Source organism: Streptomyces sp. TRM64462, from assembly GCF_013362995.1.
GTDB lineage: Bacteria > Actinomycetota > Actinomycetes > Streptomycetales > Streptomycetaceae > Streptomyces.
In genome coordinates this window covers 1-26,503 of record NZ_JABWDV010000351.1, presented here as the reverse complement: position 1 = coordinate 26,503, position 26,503 = coordinate 1, and the positions used below count along the sequence as shown (strand labels likewise).

Genomic DNA, 26,503 nt, shown 5'->3' with positions numbered 1-26,503 from the left:
CGCAATACCCTGGACGTATGGGCACCGAAGGACGCCGGACCGTCCAGGGCCGCCCGCAGACGAGCCGGGAGGTTGTCTGTCCCGCCTGCGGAGAGCCGGTCGGTACGGCCATCAAACGACGCAAGGTGCTCGGCGCGTGGGTGCCGGAGTGGCGCCCGCAGCCGTGCCACAACCCCCAATGCGTCCTGTTCGGCAGGACGCCGCACGAGTCCAAGGACTGGAAGTACGCCAAGCGCCGCCTCAAGGCGCTCCGCGAGAAGGCACTCCGCGAGCGGAACGATCAAGAATCCCGGAACGAGCCGGGCAACAGCACCAAGATCGGCTGAAGTCAGGCTCCAGGGGTGTCCGGCGTCACGTCGGAGGCAGTCATACCGCTACAGTCCGCGCCATGTCATCGGAGTCATCGGAGTCGACGGAAGTCTGGGCCGGCTGGTATCGGGACCGCCGGGGTGCGGAAGCCATCGTCATCACGGCGGACGGACGGAGCGTCACCACCCGCGTCAGGGGTGCGGAGTACACGGGCGGAAGCTTCGCCGCCCTGCGGGCGACGGAGGAGAACGGCGGACTGCCGCTGGCGGGCTGCGTACTCGAATGGGACCTGCCGCTCCCGGTCGTCACCGGGGGCGGCAGGTCCCAACAGGCCACGCTGAGTTGTCTGTTGGCGCTGGGTGAGGCGCTGTCCGACGGGTCGCCCGAGCGGGTGGACCTCCAGCTCACGCTGCACTGCGACGGCGCCGCGTACGAGTCGGGGGTCACCGGCGGCGACTTCGACCAGGCCCTCGACCGGATCCTGCGCCAGCTCCCGCCGGGCACGCGGTTCGCGCGGAGGCTGCTGGAGGCGGCCTGACCGCGGCGGCGAGGCGAGGCGCCCCGCGTCGCCCCGCGTTCTCCGGCGGGGCGCCTCGCGTGCGCAGTGCGCGTACGGGTACGCGTGCGGGGGCGGACGCGGACGCGGGTCAGGAGACCTTGGCGGCCGCGAGGCCGTTGCGCCACAGGTAGTCGACGCGCTGCCGCTCCCGCGTGTCCGGGATGGCGTTCTGGCAGGACGGCCCGGGTCCGCCGCCCGACATCAGCTCGCTGCACGGCCCCGAGTAGTGGTCGGGCAGGCCGAGGACGTGCCCCGTCTCGTGGGCGGTGACGCGGGTCGAGTTGTAGATCTGGTTCTGCCGGTAGTCGAGGAAGATGTAGCCGCGGCCGTGCCCGTCGGTGCTGGCGTACGAACCGCGCGAGTCGTTGCCCTCGTAGTACCGGAAGTCCGGGTTACTGCCTTCCTGGAGCTTCACATTGCTGACCGAGCTGTTCCAGATCTGCGTGGAGCGAGCTATCTGTGTGCGGAAGCTCGGGGCGTTGGCCGCCGAGTAGACGACCGTCACGGCCTGCGCGCCGGGGGTCGCGGCGCGCTTCTTGGCGACGGACTCCATGACGGCCTCGAAGAAGGCCCGGTTCGCCTTCGCCTCCTCGGCGGAGCCGGCGTAGGCGGCGTACGAGGCGGCGGTACCGGCCGACGCGGCCGACGCGGCCGACGCGGGCGCGGTGGCGGGCGTGGCGGCGGTGCCGGTCGTCGCGGGCACGGCCGCGAGCGCGGCGGCCACGCTCAGCGCGGCGGCCAGCACGGCCTTGGGGTGTCTCATGGGGGGCTCCTACTCGTCCTGAACGGTTGGGTGGACGCGTTCGGTTGGATCAGAGTGTCGGGGAGCCCGGGGCCCGCACGGATGATGCCAAGGGGCGATAGCACGAACGCATCACCCGCTCAACTCCCTTCGGGCTGACGGGAATTCACGTGCTCGGGGTGTCTGGTGCGGTGTGGGGTGCCGTCCTACGCTCGGGGCATGGAGCTGGAGGTGAGGCATCTGCGGGCGCTGTGCGCCATCGCCGACACCGGCAGCCTGCACAAGGCCGCCCGCCAACTGGGCATGAGCCAGCCCTCCCTGACGACCCAGCTACGGCGCATCGAGAACGCGCTCGGCGCCGAGCTCTTCACGCGCGGCCGCACCGGCTGCCGGCCCACGCCCCTGGGCCGCTCGGTCCTCAGCCGGGCCCGCCCGCTGGTCGCGCAGATGTCGCTGCTGGTCAGCGAGACACGGGCGGCCGCCGCCCGCGCCGACGGCACGCGGCTCCGCATCGGCTCCACGGCCAGCCGGGCGCTCGCCGGATGGCTGCGGAGGCTCCGGCAGCGGCTGCACGGCACGGACATCACGCTGCACATGGACGTCTCCGCGAACGCCCTGCTGCGGGCGGTGGCCGCGGGCCAGCTCGACGTCGCCTTCGTCCACGAGGTCGAGGGCTGCCCGCTGCGCGTCCCGGACGGTCTGGTGCAGCGGGTGCTGGTCGAGCGGGAGCCGCAGTTCATCTCCATGGCCCGCGACCACCCGGCGGCCGCCGCGCCCGTCGTCGACATCCAGGACCTGGCGCGGGACCGCTGGATGGTCGACCCGACCGTCGACGGCGAGTGGGACGGCCTGCGCCGCGTCCTGGTCGCGGCCGGCATCGACCCGCCGGTCCTCCACGCCGATTACCACACCGCGGCGTCCCTCATCGTCGTCGGCGAGGCGGTCGCCCCCTGCCAGCCCACGTCGGGCCCGCGCGACGACATGGCGATCCGCCCGCTGCGCGACGACCCCCTGGCCGTACGCCTCCTCCTCCACCACCACCGGCCGGCCCCGGACACGGCGGCCCTGTACGAAACGGCGTACACGGAACTGGCCGCCGCCTACCGCGAAGCGGCCCTCCGCACGGCCACGTACCGCCAGTGGCTCCTCCGCCACGACACGCCACTGCCGTGCGCGGGCTGACCCGGGGGATCATGCAGCATGCGCCCGGACGACTGGCACCTCACCGAAGACGTCGACGACTTCCTGGCCCGAGCAGGAGAGTTCCTGCGTTCACGGCCCGCCCTGCACATCACGCCGCTGACAGCCATCGCGAGACTGCGCACACGCGGGGCGGCCGCATACGGCCCCCAAGCGCCCCTCTTCGGCCGGCTGGAGCGAGCGGGCGAGGTCCGCGCCACCCTCCACCGCCTCCCGTCCCTCGGCCTGGGCCTCACCCCGCTCACCCCCGGGCAGGCCGACACCCTCGCCGCCCACCTGGCCGCCCTCGGGCACTCCCTCCCGTACGTCAGCGCGGACCACAGCACCGCCACCGCCTTCGCCGAGGCCTGGCAGCGTCACACAGGCGCGACGCCGACCCTCCGCACCCGGATCCGCCTCTACCGCCTCGGCACGCTCACTCCACCGGAGCCGCTCCCGGCGGGCCGGGCCCGACCCGCGGGCGAGCAGGACCATGAGCAACTCCTGCGCTGGTGCAGCGAGTTCGCCAAGGACGTCGGGGAGGCCGTCACCATCGACGCCGACTCCTGGGCCGGCACCCGCTTCGCCGACAAGCGCTATACGTTCTGGGAGACCCCGGACGGCACACCCGTCTCCATGGTGGGCGCGAACCCGACGGTCGCCGGCGTGGTCCAGGTGGACCCCGTCTACACCCCGCCCCACCTGCGCGGCCGCGGCTACGCGGGCGCCGCGACAGTCGAGGTGACCCGGGCCGCCCTGGCCGCAGGCGCCACGGACGTCGTCCTCCACGCGAACCCGGCCAACCCCACGAGCAACGCCCTCTACCAGCGCATCGGCTACGCCCCGATCACCGACTGGGCCGTGTACGACCTGTCCGTCCCGTGATGAAAAGCAAAGGGGCCCGGTCGGTGTCGTCCGACCGGGCCCTTCTGCTTTCGCCCTGTGATTCGCGTCGGAGCGGATCCGACGCAAGGGGGCGGCGTCAGGCCTTCTTCGTCTCCTAGTAATGGGCCTGGTCGGTGACCTGCGGGGATCTTCCCTGTGGGTCGCTGACCTGGCCCTTTGCTGATGGCTGGCGATGGGGTGCGATGGTCCCGACCGGGTGTCTTGCGGACTGTGTGCGGACTGGCGCGGGACCGCGAGCGAGCGTGGGAGTCACGCCCTGTGGGTGGCCGCTGGCCTCACTCGTCAGCTCCTGGTCGGCGGCGCCCAGGGATCGGCCAAGGAAGGTCGTCGATCGTCATGCCATTTTCCCGATCTCCCGGAGGAGATGTCTCTGACATGGCACGCAGACTTGCTTCCGGGATACCACTAAAGAGCCCCTCTTCGCGAATAAGTCCGTCGGTATTAGACATCCCAGGCCGGTCGCGCATCACGGGCTGGGGGAGACGGATTCCTTGCAGCGGTGACTCCTCGGGATGCTGGTATATGTACTTTCGAGCTCCCATGGCCGTTTCTTGGTTGATACTCTGCGCGATCTTCGTCGATCCCGAAACAGTGAAGTCGGGGATCTCCATACCCTCCCGGAGGTTTTTTGGTTGAATTGTGAGGGCGTGGCGGCGGCTGAGTGGGACCAAGAATAGGTCGGCTGTGAAAATGCCCACTCCTTGCCACGCGGGATAATCAGGTGCGACGGCAAGTGAAACGGGGTGGTCGGATGTAATTATGGAGCGTCGGTTGAATTTGAACAGCGTCCACTGGCAGTCGTTGAGGTAAGCAGCGGTGCCAGGTAGGAGATCCATCAGCAACCGGATGTGGTCGATGGCGTCGGCGGCCATGTCGGGACCACCCGGCTTAGTCAGGTCGCGCCACTCGATGTCAAGCTCCTCGTCGCCGACAACGCGCCCCTCGGCCTCCTGAATGCGCGAGCGCAGTGCCTCTTTCCCTGAGACTCCGACGAGGAGTCGAATCATTTCAGCGTTGTGATTCTTCTGATTCTGCCGTATCTGCTCGGCCCTTAGGTGCTGCAGGGCAATCCATGTGGCGAAAGATTTCCGGTGTTCACCTTGGATCGGCCAAGTCCCTGAGAGGATAAGTCTCAGCGCCTCGGCGGCAGGGCTCTCGATTTTACTGAATGCCCTCTCGAAGAAATCTGACAAAGAGCCATCGGGAAGCGTTACCGTATAGAAGTCCTTAATTACGCTCGCATCGCCAGTTGAAAGAACGGGTGCGGGGGCGCCAGGGAGTGAAACTCGGCGAATTCTCCCGGCGTCATCTGCGAAGCCGTTCAAGTAGAACTTGGAGACGGTGTGCTGTCTCCTAACTCGGTTGCTCAAGCCTTACTCCTGGGTCTGGTTGAGGAAGCGAATGGGCAGTGGGGCATGAGTGAGGATCATGCCGCGCTTACGAGAATGAGCCCGAGGTGGAACTATTAGTTAACGCACGCTTGGATCCCTACAGGGCGCGCTCAATCTGAATGGCGATGGTCCCGAGGGCTTCCTTCTCTGGGTCGCAGATACTGCGGATGTCAGACAGTTGCTGGTCGCGGTCGGCGGTGCGGTTGACGTTTGTTGAGACCTCGCCGCCGAGGAGGGCTTCGAAGTCGGGGTCCTCGGTGACGCGGAGGACGTTCACGTCGCAGGTCTCGTCGGTGCCGTTGATGCGGAAGTGGATGGTATCGCCCGCAGCGAGGTCGTCGAGGCGCGGATACTTGACTCGCACCTCGATCATCTTGGTGCCCGCGACGACGAGCCCGAAGTGCTGGCGGTAGAGGTTCAGCTCGCGGACGCGGGCGGTGCGGTCGGTCATCGGGAGGGAACGCTCCTGGGGGACGGTGCCGGGTCAGTGCGGGTGTCGAGCATCCATGGGCCGGTGCTCTCGGGCAGGGGGCACGGCTTCAGCGGCGTGGAGCCGCCGGCCAGGAGGCTCGCTCCTGCCGATTTGATCAGGGTCGGAAAATGCGTGCAGTCTCTGCCGTCCCGAGTTAAAGTGCGGCAGAACTCACACCAGAGGACCATCATGCTCGGAAAGTTCAAACGTACGCGTCACGTCGACGGCGATTTCCTCACGCGCGCAATTGAAGATGCTGTGCTGGACCAGCTCCGAAAAGGTTTGGATCCTGAGCGCGTCGGCGACCTGATCTCCACTGCGGTCCCCGATGTGATTAACGAATTGGCGCCTCAGTTGGCTGCCGCGATGATAAAGGACAAGCGAACGCTCCGAGCGAGTAAGCGCATAGATCGTCGGTTCGATCGGAGACTCCAGAAGAAGTGGGGTAAAGCCCTCGATCTTTACTGGGTCCTTCATTCGGTGTGTGCCGAATTGGGTGAGAGGGAGGCGCACAAGAAGAGGGAGAGCCTGGCGCCCGCTCAGGAGCACACGCTGGAAGCCCTTACGGGTCTTCATGTCACCGCTTGTCGCATAGCAGGCGAGGTTCTTACCCTTCTCTCGCATGGGCATCCAAGGGGCGCCATGGCGCGATGCCGCACGCTTCATGAGACGGCTGTCATCGCTTGCGTGATTGCAGACGCAGCCGCCGACCCTGACCATCATGACCTCGCCGAACGATTTCTTGATCACGAAATCGTTGGATTGAGGCGTGACGCTCTCCAGTTCCAAAGGGATCACGCAACTCTTGGCGAGGAGCCGCTTGAGCAGGCGTACGTTGACGAGCTCGAAAAGCGATACGCTGAAGTGCTCGCGAAATATGGGCAGAGCTTCAAGCGTGATTACGGATGGGCCAAGAGATTTTCACCGGATGATAACCTGCGCAAGCTGGAGGAGAAAACCTCCCTGAGTCATGTGCGCCCCTATTATCAATGGGCAAGCAGTGAGGTGCATTGTGGTGCCAGGGGGATCGGCCAGAACTTCATAGAATACCGAGGGCTTGTCCTGCGGGATGCTGGAAAGGTTAATGTAGGGCTTATCGATCCGGCGATCATGGCGCTCAACTCGTTGATTCAGGTTACGTTCTCTCTTGCGGTTAGCGGAGCTCCGGAAGGTCCAGATATTGAGGCGCTTCTTTGCGTGCGGGCGATTGAGGAAATGAGGTCGGCTTGTTCGCGCGCCTTTGAGGATGCGCAAGTCGAAATTGATCGTGCCGAGGAGAGAATTGTGAAGCGCATGCAGAGGAAGAATGTCAGCCACTGACTGGCAGCGTCTGCTTGCCATGGGCTTTGCGTCGGCTGGGTGTGCCTGCTCTGCTGAGAACGGGATCGCCGCCCCACCAGGAGGCAGGCTCAATTGGTGACGGGCCGCCCTGGCAACTAGTCGCGCCGCAGTTGACGCTTCTAATGCCAGCCGTCGAGGGAGACCTCCGGGCCTCCCGTGAGGTATCGGTGAAGGGCGCTTGAAGTGGTGTCGACGAAATTCTCGGGTACTGCGTCGGCGTCAACCCACAGGACCTGGGAGTGCTTGCGGGGTTCGCGGTTTTCGGGTTCGCCGGTCCATTCGTGGGCGGCGAAGACGACGGTGAGGAAGCCGTTGGGGGCCTCGACGCCCCAGGCGCCGTGGATGATGTGGGCGACTTTGAGGGACTCGGGCTTCACCATGAGGCCCGTCTCCTCGTAGAGCTCGCGGACCGCCGTCTCCGTGATGGGCTCGCCCGGTTCGCTCTTGCCGACGGGGAGGTCCCACATGCCCTGGGCAAACTTGGCGTTCTCGCTGCGCTGGAGGAGGACGACGCGGTTGGTGCCCTTGTCGTGGACGATGACTGCGGCGACCAGCAGGGTCATGGATTCGAGCGCCGGCTTGAGGGCCTTCGGCTGATCATTGGTCTGCTGGGTCACGGTGTTCCCTTCGTCGGACGGGTTGTGGGGCATGTTAGGCGAGCGCCTCGCGGGCGCGGCGGGCGAGATCGGCGGCACCGGGAACGCGACGCCGCTGGTAGACCGAGAGGGTGGAGCGGATAGAGGTGATCGCCTTGCGAGTGCGGTCAGAGGTCATGCCTTCCATGAGGACCAGGGCTTGGGTCCAGGCGGCGACGGCTTCGTCGGCGCGGGCCTGGGCGGCGAGGCTGTCGCCGAGGTCTGCGTGGGTGAGGGCGTGGACGCGCTTGTACTTGTCGGGGTCCCAGCGGGTGAGGGCGTCTCGGTGCTGCTGTTCGGTGCCGATGTGGTCGGCGAGGTCGGTGAGGGTGCGGGCGGTGTGGCTGGCCACGGTGCCGGCGGCGGGGCCGCTTACGCGGGAGTAGCTGGGCTGAGGGCCATCGTCCCGGAGAAGGGCGTCCTCGGCAGCGAGCAGGGCGCGCGCGGCCAGGGAGTTCTCGTCGGTGGCGGCGTAGGCGCGGGCGTGGGTGATGTGGAGAAGTGCCTCGGTCTGGCCGTCGACGTGGCCGAGACCTGCGCGTAGGGCGCCTTCGACGAGGTCGACGCAGTGGTAAGGCTGCTTGAGGCTCAGGGCCTGGTGGGCGAGGGCGCGCATCATCCAGGCGGCGTGGCCGTGGGGGTCAGCTTCGCAGGCGAGCTTGTAGCCGACCTGGTAGTAGCGCTGGGCAGCGCCTTCCTGGCCGAGGTCGTGGTGCTTCCACCCTGCGAGGTAGGCGAGTTCGGCGACGGCGCCGAAGGCGGCCCGGCGTAAGGCTTCGCTAGGGAAGCGCCCGCGCAGCATGGGGGCGGCGGTGTCGGCGAGGTACGCGGTGACGGTGGTCAAGCCGTGGCCGCCGCCGAGTCGCTCGTCGGCGGCGCTGAAGGCCGCGGTGATCTGCCGTACGACGTCCACGTCCTCCACCCCGACCATGGACGTGCCAGTGCGGGCGCGGAGCATGCGGGCGGTGGCTTCGTGGTCGTAGCCGAGCGGCATGGCGACGCCGGCGGTGGTGAAGGCCGCGATGGCGAGGAAGCGGCGGCGCTCGACGTCGGCGCGGCCCAGGTCGGTGGCGGCGAGGACAGGGTCGGATTCCGCCGGCGCTTCGTCATTACCGGCCTGGAGGCCGATCTCGGTCTGGGTGACCGTGCGCCCCGCTCGGCGGGACAGCGCCTCGGCCAGGTACTGACCTACCCGGCCCGACGGGGCGCGGGTGCCGTTCACCCAGTGCGAGATGGCCGACTTGTTGGTCTGGAGGATCTCGCCGTTCTCGGCGGCGATGCGCCGCACGTCTCTGGCGAGGGCCTCGTAGGTGCAGTCGACCACCGCGATGACGTCGCGCAGACGGGAGTTGGGTTCTCTCGGCGCCGCCACGATCGCCTCCACTCCGGAGCTGTAAACCGCGTATACCGCTTCAACTGCCTTCCACCGTACCCACTCAGCGTGACCACCGGTTCACTTATCAGCAGCCGCCCGGAACGGCGTGACCGTGATCCAGGCTCCCCCTTGGTCCGGGCGGCACCCCGAAGTTCCGTACGTCCACACCGGGCTCGGGCATTCCTGTGCCCGGACCCGGCCAATCAGAGACGGAGAACACGGTGACCACCATCGACACCACGGCCATCACGGTCGAGCTGCCCGAGGCGTTCGACCCGCGCTGGAGCCGCCTGCCCGGCATCCAGGTCGACGGCCGGCGCATCACGATCGACCCGGCCGAGTACTTCTTCCGCTTCGAGTCGAACACCTGGCTCGTCGCCGACTGGGAGCTGGTCAAGTCCCAGCTCTTGGACGTGGAGGAGACGACCGAGAGCGCGGTCGAGCAGCTCGCGCTCGACTTCATCAAGCAGCACAGCGAGTCCACGTCCGACGCGGCCCGCGTCCTGGTCACCGCGTACGAGGTGTACGCGTACCTGTTCCGCGAGGAGCACCTGGCCGGCCTCGGCCTGCCGCAGATCACCGCCGACCACCTGCGGATGCTCCGCGAGGCCGCCACGCTCATGGCGCTCAACAAGGTCGAGCTCGACGGGCACATCTCCAACGTCGGCCCGTGCTGGTTCTTCCCCGCCGCCACCTCCGTCGTCTTCGACCTGGACGACGAGATGGGCGGGATGCTCGACGAGGTCTACCACGGCGGCTGGTTCAACGAGCACCGCCGCATCGAGTCCATCAAGGCCCATGCCGCCCTCGGCGGCCGGCTCGTGCACGGCTGCCAGTCCGTGCCGGACCAGTCCGGCGGCGTGGTCGCGCCCTACGGTGCCTCGATGGCGAACTTCCGCGACGACCTCGCCGCGTTCAAGGCGGGCTGGATCGAGCGGGTCTTCGCCCACCGCGTGAACCCCGCCGCGTAAGCCACCACCCGATCAGGCTCCGGGGCGGGTCGGCATCCTTCGCCCGCCCCGGACGCCACCACCCCTCCCCGGAGCCCCCACGTGACCACGAACCCCAGCGCCGAACTCCTCGACAACCTGCTCACCGCGACCGGCCGGACCACCGCCGTACGGGAGGAGGTACGCGTGTGGTCCATGTCCGGCGTCGAACGCGTGACCTTCCCCGACGGCTCCACGGCCATCTTCAAGTATGCCAAGAAGCCGTTCGACAGCGAGGACCAGGCCCTCCGCCTGGCCCACACCCTCGGCGTACCCGTCCCCCAGGTCCACGCCTCCGCCGTCCTGGACGGCTGGCTCGGCATGCTCATGGAGGACCTCGGACCGTCCGTCCGCGAGGCCGACGACCTCGACGGCGTCGCCGCGGCCGTGGTGCTGCACGGAACCCGTACGGCTCCGCCCTTGCCCGTACTCGACCAGAACCGGCTGCGGACGCTGCCGGCCCGGGCGATGGAGCATCTCGAACGGCTGCGCAAGGCCGACCGGTGGCAGGACGCCGACGACGTCGAGGACGCGCTCGACCGGATCGCCCAGGCCGCCGAGGCTCGCTCGGCCGGAGCGACGCTGGAGCCGTTCGGATGGGTGCACTCCGAGTTCCATCCCACCAGCCTCCACATCGGCGAGCGCGGGTGGCGGCTGCTCGACTTCGCCCGCGCCTTCACCGGCCCCGGCCTGCTCGACCTCGCCAGCTGGCACGGCACCATTGAGCCCCCGCACCCCATCCGCCTCCGCGTCTTCCTAGAGCAGTACGTCACCGCCGGCGGCACCCCCGACGCCCTCGCCCCGCGCGGCGGGCTCACCGCCGAGAACTGGGCCCTGGGCTGGCACCGCATGTGGGCCGTCGAGTGGTTCATGGAGCAGTCCATCCGCTGGATCAACGACCCGGCCGCCGACCCCGCCTACGTCAAGGCGGTCCGTCGCCACCTCACCGACGTCCTCCACCTCCTGGAGATCTGACGTGCTCGCCCAGGTATCCCCATGGCACGTCCACGCCGTCCAGCGCACCGCCGCCGGACTCGCCGAACCCCTCTCCGTACCCGTCCGGATGGAATGGACTACGAGACCCGGCCAAGGTCCCGGCGCCGACGTCCTCGGCCCCGACCTGCGCGGCAAGCGACTCCTGGAACTCGGCTGCGGCCCCGGCCACAACGCCGCCCACCTCGCCACGCGCCACGGCGCCCACGTCACCGGCGTCGACCTGGTCGGCCTCCAGGTCCGCCGCGCCCGCTCCCACTACGGACGGCTGAACAACCTCGCCTTCGTTGCCGGCCACGCCCTGCACTACCTGCACGCCTCCGACGAGCAGTTCGACGCGATCTACTCCGTCTTCGGCGCCGTCGGTCTCGTCGCCCCCGAGCTCCTGCTCCCGGCCGTCGCCCAACGCCTCACGCCCGGCAGGGTGCTCGCCTTCTCCGTCCCCCACCCGCAGCGCGGCGGCCGCAGCCCCTCCGGCGACGACCGTCCCCGCCGAGACCACGTCACCCTCCCCGACCGCACCCGGCTCCCCATCGCCCGATGGGAGTTCGGCACCGACCGCTGGGAGAAGCACCTCAGCCAGGCCGGCTTCTGGCTCACCTCGGCCCAGGAGTTCCTCGACCCCCGCATGGGCCACTGGCCCACCACCCTGCTGATCCGCGCCCGCAAGCTCTGACCGCCGCGTTCATCCGGCCTATGGAGGACCGATGCGCTCGCCCTACCTGCTCCTCGACATCGACGGCGTCCTCATACCTTTCCCCGACGAGCACGGCTCGACCCCCGCCACCCACGCCCGCCACGACGTCGTCCCCACCGGCCGCAGCGCCGACAACCCGGTCACCGTCTGGCTCAACCCCGACCACGGCCACCTGCTCATGGACGTGATCCGCACCGGCCTGGTCACCCCGGCCTGGTGCACCAGCTGGCGCCAGGACGCCACCGCCCATATCGGCCCGCTCCTCGACCTTCCGACCCTGCCGTACGTCGATCTCCCGCATCCGCAGATCACCACCAGCCACCCCAAGGGCTACCTGTGGAAACGCGACCACGTCGACGCATGGCTGGGCGACGCCCCCGCCGTCTGGATCGACGACGACTTCACCAGCCTCGACCATGAATGGGCGGTGGAACGCACTGCGAAGGGAACGGCAACCCTCCTCATTCAGCCCGACTCGCACCTCGGTCTACAGCCCGAGCACCTGACCGAGGTCACGAGGTGGGTCGCGCAGTTACGCACAGCCCGCGCCGCCTGACGACTGATGCCCTCGCTGCCACGAGCAGCGAGGGCATCAGGGTGCGCTGAGGGCCCTGCACCAGGGCTACTGCCACAAGTCCGCTCCATCGCGCCCACTCGGGTCCATGGCCAAGAGATCTTCGTGCAGGCCCGAGAGGGCTCGACCAGTCGGGGCGCCGTCTTCGGCTGACCATGACGAGCCAGCCGACATCGATGCCCGATACGTTCACATCACTCCCGGTGTCGAGCTCGTCGAGCGTTGCGAACACTGCCTCATAGGCGACCGCTCGCGCCAGGCGAACGAGATCCTCCTTGTTCGCCCCAGCAGCAAGGAGCCGCTGGGCAACAGGAAGCTGATCGATGGCATCCGGATCGGCCCAACCGCCGATCGGACCGCGCCACAGACTTCGCAGCAGCATGAACCGCGCGAGGTGTGGAAGATCCTCACAGATCTCCGACTTGGCCCAGCCGCCAGCATCGGCTGCGCCGAGTGCTTCGAATCGGGCGCGCAACGACTCCGCTGCCGCCCTTCCACGCGCGTCCAGACTGTTCAACCAAGCCTGCCACTCGTTTGAGGATTCACTCACCGTGACAGCATGCCCCACGCGTACCTCGGCTCGAGATCCGCCAGCAATATCAGCAGCTTGGCAGCCCAAGCCGATCGCTACTCTGTTCGCATGACCGTGAACGGAGATCGCCAGTTCCCCGCCGCGCTCGCCGCTGCCATGGCAGTCAGGCTCGAGTGCATTGGCGAGGATGGTGTCGACTTCGAACCTTACGAGTCCTTCCTGACCGCCGATGAGACCACTGAGTGGTTCCGCGCGTGGACCGGCAACGGCGAGCTGAACGGCGACGACTTCCGCGTTTTTGGCCAGGACGGCACCGGCGGGTACGCAGCGCTATGGCTGGTCCGTGAAGGTCGGGAACTGGTAGAGCAGCCCGTTGTCTTCATGGGCTCCGAGGGGGAGACAGGCGTCGTCGCTCGCGACCTGGGTGCCTTCCTGTGGCTGCTGGCTGACGGCTTCGGCCCGTGGGAAGCAGCCACCTCATACGAGCCCGAGCCCGATTGGGCTCCCCAGGCCAATCGCGACCTGGCGGCTATCGCGGAGCAATTCGCCCCGGACCGCCGCGCGTCGGCAACGGCGATCATCGCGCAGGCCACACAGGAGTTTCCCGACTTCGACGACACCATCATGCAGCTCTGCCGCTGAGCCGGACCCGATGCCCCGCCACGAGGCGTGGCGGGGCATCTGACCGGGGTCAGCGGTGTCGACTGCGCTCTTCGGGCCTCGTAGCCACTGGTGTGGCCGGAGGGTGTGGCGTGGCAGACATGGGCGGTGCTCCGCTGATGGTGCTTCGGCTGCGCGCCGCTTGCGTCCGCCGGTTCGGCTGAGCGGTGATGCGCCAGTTGAGGACCTCGGCGGGGTGCTCGGCGCTGCCGAGTTCCCGCTGGGTGCCCACTTCGACCAAGAGCCGTCGGGGGTTGTGGCCGGCGGTTTCCGCGTGGGCGAGGGTTGTGGTCAGGGCGGTCCAAGTGGGGTCGGCGAGGATCCGGGCGGCGTGGTCAGGGAGAGCCTCGCGCACGTCCTGCTCGAAGCGGCGGGCGGTCGCGGCTCGCGGTGCGCGGCGGGCCAGGTCCGCCAGGACGGGTGGGGCGGCCTGCTGGTAGCCCGCCTGGAGGTGGCGGAAAGCCTCTTCGGCCGCAGCGGCCTGCTGTTCGTGGCCGCGCTGTTCGTGCCACTTGGCGGCGGCATGGGCCAGGTGCACGGTGGCGAAGAGCAGGGCGATGGCGAGTCCGCCCGGCTCGTTAGAGGCGTAGGCGAGTTCCTTGGCGGCCTTGCGCAGGGCGCTGGCGGCCTGGTGGTCGGCGCGGGTGGCGGAGCGGCGAGCGCGGTTGAACGCCATCGCCGCCGCCCGCAGTTCCGCCCGGTGGGGGCCGGTCGTGGCGCTCGCGATGTTGTACAGGGCGTCGCCGAAGGCAGCCAGGTGGCCCTGGGCGGCGGCATCGTCATCCGAGTCGAGGACGGTGCGTGCCGTGTGTATGGCGGTGGTGGTGTTGAGCCATGGGGCGGCGGGGTCCGCCACATACCGCGAGTGGTCGGCTACCTGCTGGTCGGGGAGGCGTTCGCGTAGGCGGTTGATGGAGAGGTCGGGGGCGAGTTTCGAGCCGCCGTACCAGACGGGTTCGCCGGCCGCGTTGGTGTCGCCGGGTGCGGCGAGGCTGTAGCCGATCACGTCGCCGGTCTCGGGGCCGAGGCGCGTCTTGACCTTGATGCCGAGGGACTGGAGCACGGTGAAGTAGTCGGCTTCGTTGTGTACGGCGGCGGCGACCGCGTACGCCTGCTCGCGCAGCCAGTGCCGTGCCGTGACCGTCTGGCCCTGGCGCTCGGCCTTGGCGCGTTCGGCGCCGGTGGGGGTGCGGGGCGCGGTGAGGTCGCCGGACTTCAGGCGGCGCAGGCCGAACTCGGCCTCGATCTTGCGGCACTCGGCTTGGGCGCGCTGTCCGTCGCGGTGGGTGCGCGGGCGGCGCCCGTCGGCGCGGACGGTGGTGGCCATGAGGTGGATGTGGTCGTCGGCATGGCGCACGGCGATCCACCGGCATGCCTTCTCGTCGCCTTCGGGGGCGATGCCGGTGGCGTGCACGATGCGGCGGGCGACCTCGGCCCACTCGGTGTCGGTGAGGTAGCGGTCGCCGGGCGCGGTACGGACCGGGCAGTGCCAGACGTGCTGAGGCGGCTTCTTGCCGCCCAGCTCGCGGGTGCGCAGGTCGACGTGGTGGTCGAGGCGCTTGGCCAGTAGGGAATAGGTGGCTGCCGGGTCGCGGCCCGGGTCGGGAGCGCCGGCCATGTCCCAGGCGGCGACGATATGAGCGTCGGTGTGTTCGTCGCGGCGGCCGGGACCGAAGAGGTAGACGATCAGTCCGCGGGTGTTGGAGCCGGTGGAGACGTCAGGAACCATGCGCGGTGCCTTCCGTCAGGAGCTGGTCGATCAGTCGGTAGCTGCTATCGGCGGCTTGCTCGACGCGGTCCAGCACCGCCTCGGCGCGCTCGGGCACGGTTCCTCGGTGGATGGCTGCGGTGATCTGGTTGAGGTTGCCGCCGATGCGGTTCAGCGCGACCGTGTGTGCCTCGACGGCCTCGATCAGCGGGCGAACCGGATCGTCCTCCGGGCTGCCGAACAGCCCTGCCTTGCCGAGGGCGACGGCCAGGGCGGCGTCACCGACGAATCCGGCGAACTTCTGACCGCGCTGGTGAGCGGCGGCGCTGATCACGCCGACCGCGGTCCGTGTGAAGCGGATGGTCTTCTCCTGGTCGCGCTTCTCCACGGTGCGCTTGCGGTTCATCAGCGCGGGCAGGACGGGGGCATCGAGGTCCCGCCAGGAGGGCGGCTCGACGGGCGGTTGGACATCGGCCGGCGGCTGAGTGCTCGGGGCGATGGAGTCGGCTGCGGGCGGGCAGCTGGTCTCGGCTGTGCCCTCCTCCGGCTCGGGCGCCCCCTGGCGCTCGGCTTCCTCCTCCGCCACCCCTGGGGCGGGGGCAAGCGCGGACGAAGCCTCGTTAGAGGCTCGTTCGCTCCAGCTTGCTGCTGATCGGCGGGGCAGGCCGAAGAATCCCTTGAGGCGGCGGGTGGGGACGTTGTCGGTGCTCGTTTCGGGCATGGTGGTGCTCCGGTGGTCGTGTGCGGTGGGGCTTCGTCACGTCCGTTGCATCCGTCCCGTGGCTGGTCAGCACAGGTACAGAGGCGGTCGCAGGTACGGAGTGATCCGTATCGGCGAGGAACTCCGTCCCCGCGCTGACCTGCGCGGGGACGGATGCGACGGATTGATACGGAGCTGGCGTCAGCGCGTGGGCCTGGGGCCGGCAGGCCCGCCGGGCGGGCCGATGGGCAGCGCCCCGGACGGAAGGGCCGGCGGCTTGCCCGGGACTCGACGTGCGGGCACGGTCTCGCCGGCTGCGGGGGCCGGCTGGGCGGGGTCGGGGCAGTAGCGGGCCCAGGCGTCGAGGAACTGGTTGCGGGCGTACGCCTTGGCCTGCCTGCCGTTCTCGAAGCGGTGGTTGGCCGGGCTGATGCCGAAGTCGCGCAGCAGGTTGGCCAGGTGGTAGGCGTTCAGGCCCTTGGTGCCGTACTCGGCCCAGGGTGCCTCGGCGTCCTGGATGAGGGCGGCGAGCAGGTCGTGGCTGCGCAGAGCCTCCTGGTCGCCCTGTTGCTCGAACGCGCGGCGGATGTCGCGCAGCAGCCGGGTCTTCAGCGTCGTCTGCTCGTCCTGGACCACCTCGTTCCGGGTCATCGCCAGGCAGGCGGCACGGGCCCGCGAGGGCCAGTGCCCGCCGGCCAGGTCGGCGACGATGACCAGCGGCTCCCACGTGTCGGCGGCACGGTCTTCGACCGGCATCTGCGGAACCAAGTCCTCTGCGGTGCTCCGCAGCGGGCCCAGCCAGGCGGTCAGACGGTCGCGCAGCGCGTTCAGTTCCGGGACGGAATACCGCGAGCGGAACGGGGCTATGCGCTCACCCGGCTTGCGCTTCTGCATGCGGAGCACGACCGCCCGGTCCATGATCGTGTCTGGTAGGTCGCCGATCCCGGCGAGCGCCGCCATGGCGAAGGTGGGAAACGCCGTCGCCTTGTGCTCTGGGCCGGAGATTCGCCAGGCGGGCCGGTTGCGCTGGTGCCCCGCGTTCAGCAGGCCGCGCAGGTCCTCCTTGTCGCCGGCTTTGGGGCCGAAGATGGTGTCGGCCTCGTCCACCAGCAGCGTCGGCGGGTCCTCGCCGATGACGCGGAAGACCACCGCCGGCGAGGTATTCACCGTCATCATCGGCTTGTGCACGGTCTCGTGGAGCACGTCCAGGACGCGGGACTTGCCGCAGCCCTTGGTCGGCCCCACCACCGCCAGACGAGGCGCGTGCTGGAGGGCGGGCTGAATGTGGGAAGCCGCCACCCACAAGGTGACCGCGGTCAGGGCCTCCTCGCTCGGCAGCACGACGTACCGGCCGATCGCGGCGCGCAGCTCGTCCAGTACGACAATCCCGTCCTGGCCCCGGTCCGCCGTGAGACCGGCGCGCTTGCGGTCTCCAGTTCCGTGTCCGGGTTCGGGGACCGTCCCCGGAGCCCCGTGGTCCACCGGGACCGGCGGTCCGGGTTCGCCGGCCGACTGACCGGAACTCTCCGCCCGGTTCGTGGCTTCCGGACCGGGCCCATGGTCCGGGTTCCCGGTTCGGTCCAGTAGGCCGTTGAGCTGCGCGTTCTCCGTCGGTCCGGGTTCCTGGTCCGGGTTGTCCGGAACTTCGGTCCGGGTTTCGGTCGCGGGTCGGTCCGGTTCCGGACCGACCGGACCAGCGGCACGGTCCGGTCGGTCGCTGGTCCCCGGAGAGGGGGACCGGTCGTCCGCTCGGTCCGGACGGTGCCACGGGATGCCCTGGCCGGGGACCGCGGGGGTGGGCCAGACAACCTCGGATGCGTTCGAGGTGGCGGGGGACGTAGAGTCCTCCATCGGCGTTCCTCTCAGGTGAGGGACGGGACGGGCAAGGTCCCGCCTCTCACCGGTTCGTTCGTTCAGGGATGGGCGACGCGCAGGGGAATCTCCGGCCCTCGGCGTTGGCGCGCCGGGGGCCGTTGCTGTGTCCGGGGCTGTCGGTGGCTCATGAGGCCAGACCCCACTCGTCCTGGCCGTCGATCAGCGTGCGCTCGTAGCGCAGCAGCTCCGCCTCGGGGTACAGCACCCGCTTGCCGACCTTGATGCCGCGCGGCCCCTTCTTGATGTGGCGCCAGTAGCGGACAGTGCTCTCGGCCGTGCGGTAGCGCTCGGCTACCTCGGCGGTGGTCAGGTATCGCATGCATTCCCATTCGGCTAGGCGGCGATTCGATCTGCATAAAGTTGTACCCCAGGATCGGCGGTTACCCAAATCGGGAAGTCCATGTTTCAATTGGGATAGCAACGGTGACGATGGAGGTTCGATGGCAGGCGACAGACCCGAGGGCGGCGAGGTGCCGCTGCTCTACAGCGAAGGGAACGTGGCCGCGCGCGTGGCGCTGGAGCGCGAGGTCAGAGGGTGGAGCACGACCGAGCTGGCGGAGCGGGTGACCAGAGCCGGCATCAAGATGAACCAGACAGCGGTCTGGCGCATCGAGAACGGCACCCCCCGCCGACGCATCAACCTCGACGAGGCCCTCGCCTTCTCCCGCGTCTTCGAGCTCCCCCTCGAAGAGCTCATGTCACCGCCCCTTGAAGGGCTCGACATCGCCAGCCGGCGCCTCGTCCAAGAGGCCGTCGAGGCGTTCTACGAGACCCGCGATGCCCGCGACCGCCTGCATCACGCAGTGGTCGCCATCGCCGACCACATCAAGGCCCACCCGGACAGCTCGCGGGCGATCCACGAGCAGTGCCTCCGCCTCATGGGCGACGAGCGCGACGCTCGCACGCTCAGCAACGACATCGCGGACGGCGGCCACTACTGACAACCGACACGAAGGAGAGGCCACTTGGCCAACATCCAGAAGCGCCCCAACGGCAAATGGCGGGCCCGCTACCGCGACCTCGACGGCAAGGAGCACGCCCGCCACTTCGACCGCAAGATCGACGCCCAGCGCTGGCTCGACGAGGTCACGGCCAGCATGGTCACCGGCCAGTACGTTGATCCCCGCGCCGGCCGCGTGACGTTCGAGAAGTACGCCGAGAAGTGGGAAAGCGCGCTCATCGCGAGCGAGGCGGGCGAGCGCATCACTGACAACGCGCTGCGGCTCCACCTCGTACCGGCGCTCGGAGCCCGCTCCATGGCGGCGATACGCCGCAACGACATCCAGGTGCTCTTCAAGCACCTCTCCGACCAGCTCGGCCCCGGCAGCGTGCGGAACGTCTACGACGTCCTCGTGCGCGTCATGACGGCGGCCGTGGACGACAAGGTCATCGCCTCCATCCCGTGCCGCCGGATCACCCTCCCGGCCATGCCGGACGAGGAGGTCACTCCGCCCACGGTCGCCCAGGTCGAGGCGATGGCGGGGGTGATGCCGCAGTACATCCGCGCGGCGATCGTCACCCTCGCCGGATCAGGGCTGCGCATCGGTGAACTGCTCGGCCTGAAGGTGTCGGACGTCGACTTCAAGGCCGGCACCATCCGCGTCGAGCGACAGCGGCTCCAGTCCGGGAAGATCGGCCCGCCGAAGACCGCCAAGTCCCGGCGTACGGTCCCGGTCGGAGAGGTCGTCACCGACGCGCTCCTCGCGCATCTCGCCGCACGCCCCTCCAACGAGTGGCTGTTCACCATGGAGGAGGGCGAGCCGCTCAACTACCGGCGCTGGAAGACCGAGTGGAATGGGGCTCGCAAGGCGCTTCAGGCGGCCGAGAACGGAGCCGCCGAGCGGGAGGGGCGTAAGCCCGTCGAGCTGCCCCACATGGTCACCCACGACCTGCGGCACTTCTACGCCTCCGCGCTCATCGCCGGCGGCGCGAGCGTCAAGCAGGTGCAGCTTGTCCTAGGGCACGCGTCCGCCGTCATCACGCTGCGGATCTACGCGCACCTGTGGCCGGGCGAAGAAGACCGCACCCGGGCCGTCATGGACGCCGTGCTCGGCGGCCTGCGGACCGGGTGCGGACAGCTAAGCGGCGCGACCCGCGAAAGTGCAGGTCAGGCCGCCTAGAGGGAGATCAAGCCTTCTTGGTCTCCCAGAAGATCCTGTCGATCTCGGCGATGAGCTCCAGGGCCTTCTCGCCCGTCTTCGGGTCCGTCGACGCCTTCGCGGCCGACAGGGCCTTCAGGGTGTCGTTGACCAGGACGTGCAGCTGCGGGTACTTCTCGAAGTGCGGCGGCTTGAAGTAGTCGCTCCACAGCACCGAGACGTGGTGCTTGGCCAGCTCCGCGCGCTGCTCCTTGATGACCGTGGCGCGGGCCTGGAAGTGCGGGTCGTCGTTCGCGGCCATCTTCTCCTGGACGGCCTTGACCGACTCGGCCTCGATCCGGGCCTGGGCCGGGTCGTAGACACCGCAGGGAAGGTCGCAGTGCGCGCTGACCTTCACCTTGGGGGCAAACAGGCGGGAGAGCATGAAGCTGTCCTTCCTCGTGATCGTCTTCTCAGGTGGGACATTACTCGGTGAAGGGCGGCTTTTCGCGGGTGCCCCCTGCGGCTTAGGACAAAAGTCCAGGGGGATCATGGGACTCGTGGACGAAGTACACGACGGTGGTGGGACGTGATGGCGGGACCTGAGCCGGGGCATGGGGCGGGGCGTGAGCCGGGGCGTGGGGCGCTGCTGCCCTTCGGGGTCGCCGAGGTGACGGGGCCGTCCATGGTGCCCACGCTGCGCCACGGCGACCGGCTGCTCGTGCACTACGGGGCGGCCCTGCGCCCCGGTGACGTGGCCGTGCTGCGGCACCCGCTCCAGCAGGACCTGCTGATCGTGAAGCGGCTGGCCGAGGCGCGGGGCGGGGCGTGGTGGGTGCTGGGGGACAACCAGGCGGCCGAGGGCGTCGACAGCAGGGCGTTCGGCGCCGTACCCGCCGAGCTGGTGCTGGGGCGGGTGCGGGCGCGGTACCGGGGGCTGCGGCCCGGGCGTCAGCGGTCGCCGGGCGTGCTGCTGGCGTGGCTGGTCTCCGCCGTACGGCCCGTGCTCGCCGACCGCTCGGTCTCCAGGCGCTTGCGGGCCCGGTAGGCCGCCACGTTCGCGCGGGTCGCGCACCGGTCCGAGCAGTAGCGGCGGGACCGGTTCGTGGACGTGTCCAGGTAGGCGTTGCGGCACGGCGGCGCCTGGCACAGGCCCAGCCGGTCGGCGCCGAACTCCGTCAGGTGGAACGCCAGGCCCATGGCGGCGATCGCCGCGTACCCGGCCGTCGCGTTGGACGGGTGCTCCGCCAGGTGCATGTGCCAGCGCGGGCGGCCCTCGTCGTCCAGCTGGTCGTGCCCGGAGATCTGCGGGCTCACCGGGAACTCCAGGAGCAGCGAGTTCAGCAGGTCCACGGCCCGCTCCTGGTCGCCCTCGTCGGCGGACGCGAACACCGCCCGCAGCCGGCCCCGCACCGCCCGGAACCGGGTCACGTCCGCCTCGGCCACCCGGCGTGCCGTCTGCGTCATCTCGCCGAACAGGTCACGGACCGCCTCGACCGACGTCAGGGTGTCCTTGTTGCGCGCCGGCTCCTCGGTGTTCACCAGTCGCACGGCGTAATCCGAGTAATAGGCCAGTTCCACGTGTCGTCCTTACCGGAGCGTCCAGGGTCCGTTGGTTCAAGGGTAAGAGATGGGCTCCGGAGCAGGTCGTTACGGAAGGCGTACGGTGGCCGGAACCCGGGCACGGGTGAGGGGCGGTACGGGTGTCCGTACCGCCCCTCACCGTGCCGCGTCGTACGGACGGGTCACAGCACCTTCGACAGGAACGCCTTCGTACGCTCGTGCTGCGGGTTCGTCAGGACGTCCCGCGGGTGACCGGCCTCGACGACCACACCGCCGTCCATGAAGACGAGCGAGTCGCCGACCTCGCGGGCGAAGCCCATCTCGTGCGTGACGACGACCATCGTCATTCCCGACTCGGCGAGGTCCCGCATGACGTCCAGGACGTCACCGACCAGCTCCGGGTCGAGCGCCGACGTCGGCTCGTCGAACAGCATCAGCTTCGGCTCCATGGCCAGCGCGCGGGCGATCGCCACACGCTGCTGCTGGCCACCCGAGAGCTGCGCCGGGAAGTGGTCCGCCCTGTCGCCCAGACCCACCCGGTCGAGGAGCTTCAGCGCCCGCTCGCGGGCCACGGACTTGGACTCCCGCTTGACCTGGACCGGGGCCTCCATGACGTTCTCGACGGCCGTCATGTGCGGGAACAGGTTGAAGCGCTGGAACACCATGCCGATGTCCCGCCGCTTCAGCGCGACCTCGCTGTCCTTGAGCTCGTACAGCTTGTCGCCCTTCTGGCGGTAGCCGACGAGCTCGCCGTCGACGTAGAGCCGGCCGGCGCTGATCTGCTCCAGGTGGTTGATGCACCGCAGGAACGTGGACTTGCCGGAGCCGGACGGGCCGATGAGGCAGAAGACCTCACCCGGCGCGACCTCCAGGTCGATGCCCTTCAGGACCTCGACGTGGCCGAACGACTTGTGTACGCCCTCGGCCTTGACCATGGGCTGTACGGACTGGGCACTCATGCGTTCGCTCCTACCCGGCTCTCGACCCGGAACGAGGTGAGGTGGGCCTTGATGCGCTGCAGCGGCGTCGGGGGCAGCGCGCGGTTGCTGCCGCGGGCGTAGTGACGCTCCAGGTAGTACTGGCCGATGCTGAACACCGTGGTCAGCAGCAGGTACCAGACGGAGACCACGATGAGGCTCTCCATCACGGCCAGCGTACGGGAGCCGAGCTGGCGGCCGCGGAGGAACAGCTCGCCGTAGCCGATGGCGAAGGCCAGCGACGACGTCTTCAGCATGTTGATGAACTCGTTGCCCGTCGGCGGGATGATCACGCGCATGGCCTGCGGCAGGACGATGCGCCGCATGGTCTGGGCGCCCTTCATGCCGAGGGCGTGGGCGGCCTCGGTCTGGCCGGTGTCGACCGACTGGATGCCGGCGCGGGTGATCTCCGCCATGTACGCGGCCTCGTTGAGGCCCAGGGCGAGGAGCGCGGCGACGAACGGCGTCATGACGTCGTTCATCTCGTCCTTGTAGATGAACCCGAGGTCCAGCGTCTCGAAGACGAGGGACAGGTTGAACCACAGGAAGATCTGCACCAGGACCGGGGTGCCGCGGAAGAACCAGATGTAGCCCCAGGCGACGGCGGACAGCACCGGGTTCGGCGACAGCCGCATCACGGCGAGGATCGCGCCGAGGACCACACCGATCACCATGGACAGCACGGTGATCTTGAGGGTTTCCCAGGCGCCCCGGGCGAACGTGCCGTTGGTGAGCTGGTCGCCCACCACGTCCCACTGGATGGCGGCGTCGGCGAAGGCCTTCACCAGCAGGCCGATCACCACCACCACGACGACGGCGCCGACCCAGCGGCCGTAGTGCCGTACGGGGATGGCCTTGATGGCCCCGGGGGGTACGGGGGCGCCCTCGGCCTGGGCCTCGGCCTTGGTGGGGCCGTCACCGGAGGAGCCGTCACCGGAGGAGCCGTCCCCGGAGGAGCCGGACGAGCCGGCGGCGGTCTCGGGGGCGTCGGCCTCGGACGGCTCAGGCGTGGCGGGGGCCTTGGAGGCGCCGGGGGAGTCGGTGCCGCCGNNCCGGCGGCACCGCGGCGGACTCCTTCTTCAGGGGGTCTGTCACAGGAATTGCCTTACAGGTGGGTGGGAGAAGCGAGCGGCGGGAATCAGCTGCCGGCGTTGATCGTCGCCTTCTGGATGGCGCCCGACTCGGCCTTCCACTTCTTCAGCACCTCGGCGTACGTGCCGTTGTCGATGATCTGCTGGACGGCGGCCTGGACGGCGTCGCGCAGCTCGGGGTTCTTCTTGCTGACGGCGATGCCGTACGGCGCGGCGTCGATCTGGTCGCCCACGACCTCGAACAGCTTGCCGCCGCCTGCCTCCAGCTCGTTGTAGAGCGCCACCGGGAAGTCGGTGATCACGGCGTCGGCGCGCTTGGTCTGGAGCTGGGTGATGGAGTCGGTGTCCTGGTCGGAGATGAACTCCTTGATCTTCTTGTCGCCGCACTTCTTCTGCTGGGCCTTCAGCAGGTCCTCGTTGGCCGTACCGCGCTGGGCGGCGACCGTCAGACCGCACAGGTCGTCGAGGGACTTGATCCCCTTGGGGTTGCCCTTGTGCGTGAGGATGGCCGAGCCGGCCTTGAAGTAGTTGACGAAGTCGGCGCCGCCCTTGGCATCGTCGGTCGCACCCTGCTGGCGTTCCTTGGTGTCCGTCATGGAGGACATGACCAGGTCGTGGCGGCCGTTGTTCATGCCGAGGACGAGCTGGTCGAAGGTGGCGTTCTCGAACTTGAACTCGACGCCGAGGACCTTCCCGATCTCCTTGCCGAGGTCGATGTCGACACCGGCGGGCTGGTTGCTCTCGTCCATGAACTCCATCGGCGCGTACGCGATGTCCGAGCCGACCTTGACGACCTTGGAGTCCTGGTACTTCTTCGGCAGCTTGTCGAAGAGCGGGGCGGCGGCGGTCGCGGTGTCCTTGGTGCCGTTGTCCTTCGTCGCGCTGTCGGTCTGGTCACCGCACGCGGTGAGCAGCAGGGCGCCGGCGACCGCGGACGCTGCGACCACGGCGGTCCGGGACGTCCGCAGCGTCCGGGTCTTCGCGGTGGTCGAGCGGCGGGTGGTGCTTGCGGTCATGGTCGGGTTCCTCCGGCGGGTGAAAGGAATGCCAATGGGGTCGGGCACGCACCTTCGGGTGTCGCGACCTCGTGTGATTACCGCATCTTGCCATTCGGACCACCCGTAACAAGGGGCCACGCATGTCAAAATCGGGTAACGGGTGACCCCCGAACCTCAACAACTCGGCCTCACCAGGCCGGACCTTCTGCGGGATCCCGGCCGGTCGGCCGGAAAATCTCCGGTCGATCTCGGTATGCGGACGCGATTGCGACCGCAATCCGGATATTCTGCTGACAATTCGTGACATCAGCGTATGAGTCATGTCACCGTCGTGCCCCACCTCACAGGGCTGTCCGGGTGGTCCGCCGGGTGGTCCGCCGGGCGATCCACCGGTGGTCTCCGGTGGTCTCCGGTGGTCTCCGGAGATCCTCTGGGTGGTCCACGGATGTCCTCCGGGTGTCCTATGGATGTCCTCCAGGCGGGCACTGGACGTCCTCAGGCGGCCTTTCGGGAGCCTTCCGGCGGTCTCCGGGCGGTCTCCGGGCAGCCTCCCGGGGCCCCTCCTGGTGGCTCGGCGCCGGAAACGGACTCGTCTGCGGTGGGGTCCGTCAGGTAAGAAGGATCCTTACACCCCTCATCCGGGGCTCAGGGCGCGTTGTGCGGCGCGCCCGCGCGTACGTACCAATCCCTGCAAGGGCGGGCCAACCGCCCGGCACAGGGCACGGACGCGGTGCCCGCCCACCCCTCCTCAACCAGGAGTGGCCACCCTCAACTGATGAAGACTTAAGGGGTCAACCCAAATGGCAGCGGAGATCGTCAACCCTCGTAGCGACAGCGATACCGGCAACGGTACGCCGAACGCTTCCGACGAACCCTTCGATCCGGCTTTCGCCCTCCACCGGGGCGGGAAGATGGCCGTCCAGGCCACTGTGCCCGTGCGGGACAAGGACGACCTGTCCCTCGCGTACACACCCGGCGTCGCCAAAGTGTGCAGCGCCATCGCCGAGCAGCCGGAGCTCGTGCACGACTACACCTGGAAGTCCCAGGTCGTCGCCGTGGTCACGGACGGTACGGCCGTCCTCGGTCTCGGTGACATCGGGCCGGAGGCCTCGCTCCCCGTGATGGAGGGCAAGGCCATCCTGTTCAAGCAGTTCGGCGGCGTGGACGCGGTGCCCATCGCGCTCGCCACGACCGACGCGGACGAGATCGTCGAGACCGTCGTCCGGCTCGCGCCCTCCTTCGGCGGCGTGAACCTGGAGGACATCTCGGCGCCGCGGTGCTTCGAGATCGAGCGGAAGCTCCAGGAGCGCCTCGACATCCCCGTCTTCCACGACGACCAGCACGGCACCGCGATCGTCACCCTTGCGGCACTCCGCAACGCGGCCAAGCTCACCGGGCGTGGCCTCGGCGACCTGCGCGCCGTGATCTCGGGTGCGGGCGCGGCTGGTGTGGCCATCGCGAAGTTCCTGCTGGAGGCCGGCATCGGCGATGTCGCGGTCGCCGACCGCAAGGGCATCGTCAGCCGGGACCGGGACGACCTCACCCCGGTCAAGCGGGAACTCGCCGAGATCACGAACAAGGCCGGGGTCTCCGGCTCGCTGGAGTCGGCGCTGGCCGGCGCCGACGTGTTCATCGGTGTCTCGGGCGGTACGGTGCCGGAGCCGGCGGTCGCGTCGATGGCGCAGGACTCGTTCGTGTTCGCCATGGCCAACCCGAACCCGGAGGTCCACCCCGACATCGCGCACAAGTACGCGGCGGTCGTGGCGACGGGCCGCTCGGACTTCCCGAACCAGATCAACAACGTGCTGGCGTTCCCCGGGATCTTCGCGGGCGCCCTTCAGGTGCGGGCGTCCCGCATCACCGAGGGCATGAAGATCGCGGCGGCGAACGCGCTGGCGGACGTCGTGGGTGACCAGCTGGCCGCCGACTACGTGATCCCGTCGCCGTTCGACGAGCGGGTGGCGCCGGCGGTGACGGCGGCGGTGGCTGCGGCTGCCCGTGCGGAGGGCGTCGCGCGACGTTGACCGGCCTGGCGGCCGACGCTTGACCACGACCCGGGCCGTGCCGGGCTCCCCTGGCGGGGGGCTGCGGGCACGGCCCGGGGGCGTTGTGTGCCTCCGGCGGTCTTTCCCCCACCCCGCCCCTTCCCGAATCGGGGG

General features: G+C 69.0%; 29 protein-coding genes. 14 read left to right on the top strand and 15 right to left on the bottom strand.

Going from position 1 to position 26,503, the window contains the following annotated elements:
- Positions 1 to 17: 17 nt before the first annotated feature.
- Both HTZ82_RS19100 and HTZ82_RS19095 read left to right on the top strand, forming a co-directional pair.
- Complete coding sequence (locus HTZ82_RS19100; RefSeq protein WP_175410631.1) at positions 18 to 326, top strand: hypothetical protein; 309 nt, start codon at positions 18 to 20, stop codon at positions 324 to 326.
- Positions 327 to 388: 62 nt separating this feature from the next.
- Complete coding sequence (locus HTZ82_RS19095; RefSeq protein ID WP_175410630.1) at positions 389 to 847, top strand: DUF6304 family protein; 459 nt, start codon at positions 389 to 391, stop codon at positions 845 to 847.
- Positions 848 to 956: 109 nt separating this feature from the next.
- Here the strand turns inward: HTZ82_RS19095 and snpA are convergent, their stop codons facing one another.
- Positions 957 to 1,631, bottom strand: coding sequence for a snapalysin (gene snpA / locus HTZ82_RS19090; RefSeq protein WP_175410629.1), 675 nt, complete (start codon positions 1,629 to 1,631; stop codon positions 957 to 959).
- 198 nt (positions 1,632 to 1,829) lie between these two features.
- Here snpA and HTZ82_RS19085 point away from each other — a divergent pair, with 198 nt between their 5' ends.
- Together HTZ82_RS19085 and HTZ82_RS19080 are read left to right on the top strand one after the other, a co-directional pair.
- Complete coding sequence (locus HTZ82_RS19085; RefSeq protein WP_175410628.1) at positions 1,830 to 2,792, top strand: LysR family transcriptional regulator; 963 nt, start codon at positions 1,830 to 1,832, stop codon at positions 2,790 to 2,792.
- Between the two features lie 18 nt (positions 2,793 to 2,810).
- Positions 2,811 to 3,674 carry a GNAT family N-acetyltransferase gene (locus HTZ82_RS19080; protein ID WP_175410627.1) on the top strand — a complete coding sequence of 288 codons (864 nt, stop codon included), beginning with the start codon at positions 2,811 to 2,813 and terminating at the stop codon, positions 3,672 to 3,674.
- A gap of 296 nt (positions 3,675 to 3,970) precedes the next feature.
- On the opposite strand, the gene HTZ82_RS19075 is transcribed toward HTZ82_RS19080, so the two are convergent.
- Together HTZ82_RS19075 and HTZ82_RS19070 are read right to left on the bottom strand one after the other, a co-directional pair.
- Positions 3,971 to 5,065, bottom strand: coding sequence for a DUF4238 domain-containing protein (locus tag HTZ82_RS19075; protein WP_175410626.1), 1,095 nt, complete (start codon positions 5,063 to 5,065; stop codon positions 3,971 to 3,973).
- 118 nt (positions 5,066 to 5,183) lie between these two features.
- Positions 5,184 to 5,537 carry an ASCH domain-containing protein gene (locus HTZ82_RS19070; RefSeq protein ID WP_175410625.1) on the bottom strand — a complete coding sequence of 118 codons (354 nt, stop codon included), beginning with the start codon at positions 5,535 to 5,537 and terminating at the stop codon, positions 5,184 to 5,186.
- A gap of 210 nt (positions 5,538 to 5,747) precedes the next feature.
- On the opposite strand from HTZ82_RS19070, the gene HTZ82_RS19065 reads away from it, so the two are divergent.
- Complete coding sequence (locus HTZ82_RS19065; protein ID WP_175410624.1) at positions 5,748 to 6,878, top strand: DUF5677 domain-containing protein; 1,131 nt, start codon at positions 5,748 to 5,750, stop codon at positions 6,876 to 6,878.
- Between the two features lie 140 nt (positions 6,879 to 7,018).
- On the opposite strand, the gene HTZ82_RS19060 is transcribed toward HTZ82_RS19065, so the two are convergent.
- Complete coding sequence (locus tag HTZ82_RS19060; RefSeq protein WP_175410623.1) at positions 7,019 to 7,549, bottom strand: NUDIX domain-containing protein; 531 nt, start codon at positions 7,547 to 7,549, stop codon at positions 7,019 to 7,021.
- Position 7,550: 1 nt separating this feature from the next.
- On the bottom strand, positions 7,551 to 8,906 hold the full coding sequence (locus HTZ82_RS19055) for a tetratricopeptide repeat protein (protein WP_175410622.1): 1,356 nt from the start codon (positions 8,904 to 8,906) through the stop codon (positions 7,551 to 7,553).
- 224 nt (positions 8,907 to 9,130) lie between these two features.
- Here HTZ82_RS19055 and HTZ82_RS19050 point away from each other — a divergent pair, with 224 nt between their 5' ends.
- The 4 genes from HTZ82_RS19050 (at position 9,131) to HTZ82_RS19035 (ending at position 12,144) form a co-directional block, all read left to right on the top strand.
- The gene (locus tag HTZ82_RS19050) at positions 9,131 to 9,880 is read left to right on the top strand and encodes a hypothetical protein (protein ID WP_175410621.1); all 750 of its coding nucleotides are present in this window, start codon (positions 9,131 to 9,133) and stop codon (positions 9,878 to 9,880) included.
- An 81-nt stretch (positions 9,881 to 9,961) separates the two neighbouring features.
- Positions 9,962 to 10,873: a phosphotransferase gene (locus HTZ82_RS19045; protein WP_175410620.1), complete on the top strand. Its 912-nt coding sequence runs from the start codon at positions 9,962 to 9,964 to the stop codon at positions 10,871 to 10,873.
- A 1-nt stretch (position 10,874) separates the two neighbouring features.
- Positions 10,875 to 11,567, top strand: a complete 693-nt coding sequence (locus HTZ82_RS19040; protein WP_175410619.1) for a bifunctional 2-polyprenyl-6-hydroxyphenol methylase/3-demethylubiquinol 3-O-methyltransferase UbiG — start codon at positions 10,875 to 10,877, stop codon at positions 11,565 to 11,567.
- A gap of 31 nt (positions 11,568 to 11,598) precedes the next feature.
- On the top strand, positions 11,599 to 12,144 hold the full coding sequence (locus HTZ82_RS19035; protein WP_175410618.1) for an HAD domain-containing protein: 546 nt from the start codon (positions 11,599 to 11,601) through the stop codon (positions 12,142 to 12,144).
- Here HTZ82_RS19035 and HTZ82_RS32375 read toward each other — a convergent pair.
- The gene (locus HTZ82_RS32375) at positions 12,101 to 12,712 is read right to left on the bottom strand and encodes a hypothetical protein (protein WP_254711954.1); all 612 of its coding nucleotides are present in this window, start codon (positions 12,710 to 12,712) and stop codon (positions 12,101 to 12,103) included. The two genes, HTZ82_RS19035 and HTZ82_RS32375, sit on opposite strands and share 44 nt — an antisense overlap.
- A 90-nt stretch (positions 12,713 to 12,802) precedes the next feature.
- Here HTZ82_RS32375 and HTZ82_RS19025 point away from each other — a divergent pair, with 90 nt between their 5' ends.
- Entirely contained in the window at positions 12,803 to 13,336 is a 534-nt protein-coding gene (locus tag HTZ82_RS19025; protein ID WP_175410617.1) for an SMI1/KNR4 family protein, read from the top strand.
- Positions 13,337 to 13,385: 49 nt separating this feature from the next.
- Here HTZ82_RS19025 and HTZ82_RS19020 read toward each other — a convergent pair whose 3' ends face one another.
- The 4 genes from HTZ82_RS19020 to HTZ82_RS19005 all read right to left on the bottom strand — a co-directional run bounded on the left by HTZ82_RS19020 (position 13,386) and on the right by HTZ82_RS19005 (position 17,956).
- Positions 13,386 to 15,083, bottom strand: a complete 1,698-nt coding sequence (locus HTZ82_RS19020; protein WP_175410616.1) for a relaxase/mobilization nuclease domain-containing protein — start codon at positions 15,081 to 15,083, stop codon at positions 13,386 to 13,388.
- Positions 15,073 to 15,648: a hypothetical protein gene (locus HTZ82_RS19015; protein WP_175410642.1), complete on the bottom strand. Its 576-nt coding sequence runs from the start codon at positions 15,646 to 15,648 to the stop codon at positions 15,073 to 15,075. Before HTZ82_RS19015 ends, HTZ82_RS19020 begins: the two co-directional genes overlap by 11 nt.
- 315 nt (positions 15,649 to 15,963) lie before the next feature.
- Entirely contained in the window at positions 15,964 to 17,244 is a 1,281-nt protein-coding gene (locus HTZ82_RS19010; protein WP_175410615.1) for a DUF3631 domain-containing protein, read from the bottom strand.
- 517 nt (positions 17,245 to 17,761) lie between these two features.
- Positions 17,762 to 17,956: an AlpA family transcriptional regulator gene (locus tag HTZ82_RS19005; protein WP_175410614.1), complete on the bottom strand. Its 195-nt coding sequence runs from the start codon at positions 17,954 to 17,956 to the stop codon at positions 17,762 to 17,764.
- Positions 17,957 to 18,077: 121 nt separating this feature from the next.
- Here HTZ82_RS19005 and HTZ82_RS19000 point away from each other — a divergent pair, with 121 nt between their 5' ends.
- On the top strand, positions 18,078 to 18,578 hold the full coding sequence (locus tag HTZ82_RS19000) for a helix-turn-helix transcriptional regulator (RefSeq protein ID WP_175410613.1): 501 nt from the start codon (positions 18,078 to 18,080) through the stop codon (positions 18,576 to 18,578).
- A 24-nt stretch (positions 18,579 to 18,602) separates the two neighbouring features.
- Positions 18,603 to 19,757: a site-specific integrase gene (locus HTZ82_RS18995; protein WP_175410612.1), complete on the top strand. Its 1,155-nt coding sequence runs from the start codon at positions 18,603 to 18,605 to the stop codon at positions 19,755 to 19,757.
- Between the two features lie 7 nt (positions 19,758 to 19,764).
- On the opposite strand, the gene sodN is transcribed toward HTZ82_RS18995, so the two are convergent.
- Positions 19,765 to 20,160, bottom strand: a complete 396-nt coding sequence (sodN, locus tag HTZ82_RS18990) for a superoxide dismutase, Ni (RefSeq protein ID WP_009313646.1) — start codon at positions 20,158 to 20,160, stop codon at positions 19,765 to 19,767.
- 147 nt (positions 20,161 to 20,307) lie between these two features.
- Between sodN and sodX the strand changes: the two genes are divergently transcribed.
- A complete protein-coding gene (sodX, locus tag HTZ82_RS18985; RefSeq protein ID WP_175410611.1) occupies positions 20,308 to 20,763 on the top strand; it encodes a nickel-type superoxide dismutase maturation protease in 456 nt (151 codons plus the stop codon).
- Here the strand turns inward: sodX and HTZ82_RS18980 are convergent.
- From HTZ82_RS18980 to HTZ82_RS18965, 4 genes are all read right to left on the bottom strand, one after another.
- Complete coding sequence (locus HTZ82_RS18980; RefSeq protein WP_175410610.1) at positions 20,667 to 21,296, bottom strand: ABATE domain-containing protein; 630 nt, start codon at positions 21,294 to 21,296, stop codon at positions 20,667 to 20,669. The genes sodX and HTZ82_RS18980 overlap by 97 nt on opposite strands.
- Positions 21,297 to 21,460: 164 nt before the next feature.
- Complete coding sequence (locus tag HTZ82_RS18975; RefSeq protein WP_302852245.1) at positions 21,461 to 22,237, bottom strand: amino acid ABC transporter ATP-binding protein; 777 nt, start codon at positions 22,235 to 22,237, stop codon at positions 21,461 to 21,463.
- The gene (locus HTZ82_RS18970) at positions 22,234 to 23,061 is read right to left on the bottom strand and encodes an amino acid ABC transporter permease (RefSeq protein WP_375540834.1); all 828 of its coding nucleotides are present in this window, start codon (positions 23,059 to 23,061) and stop codon (positions 22,234 to 22,236) included. Before HTZ82_RS18970 ends, HTZ82_RS18975 begins: the two co-directional genes overlap by 4 nt.
- 332 nt (positions 23,062 to 23,393) lie before the next feature.
- On the bottom strand, positions 23,394 to 24,362 hold the full coding sequence (locus HTZ82_RS18965) for an ABC transporter substrate-binding protein (RefSeq protein ID WP_175410609.1): 969 nt from the start codon (positions 24,360 to 24,362) through the stop codon (positions 23,394 to 23,396).
- A 782-nt stretch (positions 24,363 to 25,144) separates the two neighbouring features.
- On the opposite strand from HTZ82_RS18965, the gene HTZ82_RS18960 reads away from it, so the two are divergent.
- Positions 25,145 to 26,368 (top strand): NADP-dependent malic enzyme, encoded by a 1,224-nt coding sequence (locus tag HTZ82_RS18960; protein WP_175410608.1) that lies wholly within the window; start codon positions 25,145 to 25,147, stop codon positions 26,366 to 26,368.
- Positions 26,369 to 26,503: the final 135 nt, after the last annotated feature.

Coding starts and splice junctions, on each gene's coding strand:
- HTZ82_RS19065 (WP_175410624.1), top strand. CDS start 5,748: ATGCTCGGAAAGTTCAAACGTACGCGTCACGTCGACGGCGATTTCCTC.
- HTZ82_RS19095 (WP_175410630.1), top strand. CDS start 389: ATGTCATCGGAGTCATCGGAGTCGACGGAAGTCTGGGCCGGCTGGTAT.
- HTZ82_RS19000 (WP_175410613.1), top strand. CDS start 18,078: ATGGCAGGCGACAGACCCGAGGGCGGCGAGGTGCCGCTGCTCTACAGC.
- HTZ82_RS19080 (WP_175410627.1), top strand. CDS start 2,811: ATGCGCCCGGACGACTGGCACCTCACCGAAGACGTCGACGACTTCCTG.
- HTZ82_RS19085 (WP_175410628.1), top strand. CDS start 1,830: ATGGAGCTGGAGGTGAGGCATCTGCGGGCGCTGTGCGCCATCGCCGAC.
- sodN (WP_009313646.1), bottom strand. CDS start 20,160: ATGCTCTCCCGCCTGTTTGCCCCCAAGGTGAAGGTCAGCGCGCACTGC.
- HTZ82_RS19070 (WP_175410625.1), bottom strand. CDS start 5,537: ATGACCGACCGCACCGCCCGCGTCCGCGAGCTGAACCTCTACCGCCAG.
- HTZ82_RS18960 (WP_175410608.1), top strand. CDS start 25,145: ATGGCAGCGGAGATCGTCAACCCTCGTAGCGACAGCGATACCGGCAAC.
- HTZ82_RS19020 (WP_175410616.1), bottom strand. CDS start 15,083: ATGGTTCCTGACGTCTCCACCGGCTCCAACACCCGCGGACTGATCGTC.
- sodX (WP_175410611.1), top strand. CDS start 20,308: ATGGCGGGACCTGAGCCGGGGCATGGGGCGGGGCGTGAGCCGGGGCGT.
- HTZ82_RS19035 (WP_175410618.1), top strand. CDS start 11,599: ATGCGCTCGCCCTACCTGCTCCTCGACATCGACGGCGTCCTCATACCT.
- HTZ82_RS19100 (WP_175410631.1), top strand. CDS start 18: ATGGGCACCGAAGGACGCCGGACCGTCCAGGGCCGCCCGCAGACGAGC.
- HTZ82_RS19025 (WP_175410617.1), top strand. CDS start 12,803: ATGACCGTGAACGGAGATCGCCAGTTCCCCGCCGCGCTCGCCGCTGCC.
- HTZ82_RS19005 (WP_175410614.1), bottom strand. CDS start 17,956: ATGCGATACCTGACCACCGCCGAGGTAGCCGAGCGCTACCGCACGGCC.
- HTZ82_RS18975 (WP_302852245.1), bottom strand. CDS start 22,237: ATGAGTGCCCAGTCCGTACAGCCCATGGTCAAGGCCGAGGGCGTACAC.
- snpA (WP_175410629.1), bottom strand. CDS start 1,631: ATGAGACACCCCAAGGCCGTGCTGGCCGCCGCGCTGAGCGTGGCCGCC.
- HTZ82_RS19060 (WP_175410623.1), bottom strand. CDS start 7,549: ATGCCCCACAACCCGTCCGACGAAGGGAACACCGTGACCCAGCAGACC.
- HTZ82_RS18965 (WP_175410609.1), bottom strand. CDS start 24,362: ATGACCGCAAGCACCACCCGCCGCTCGACCACCGCGAAGACCCGGACG.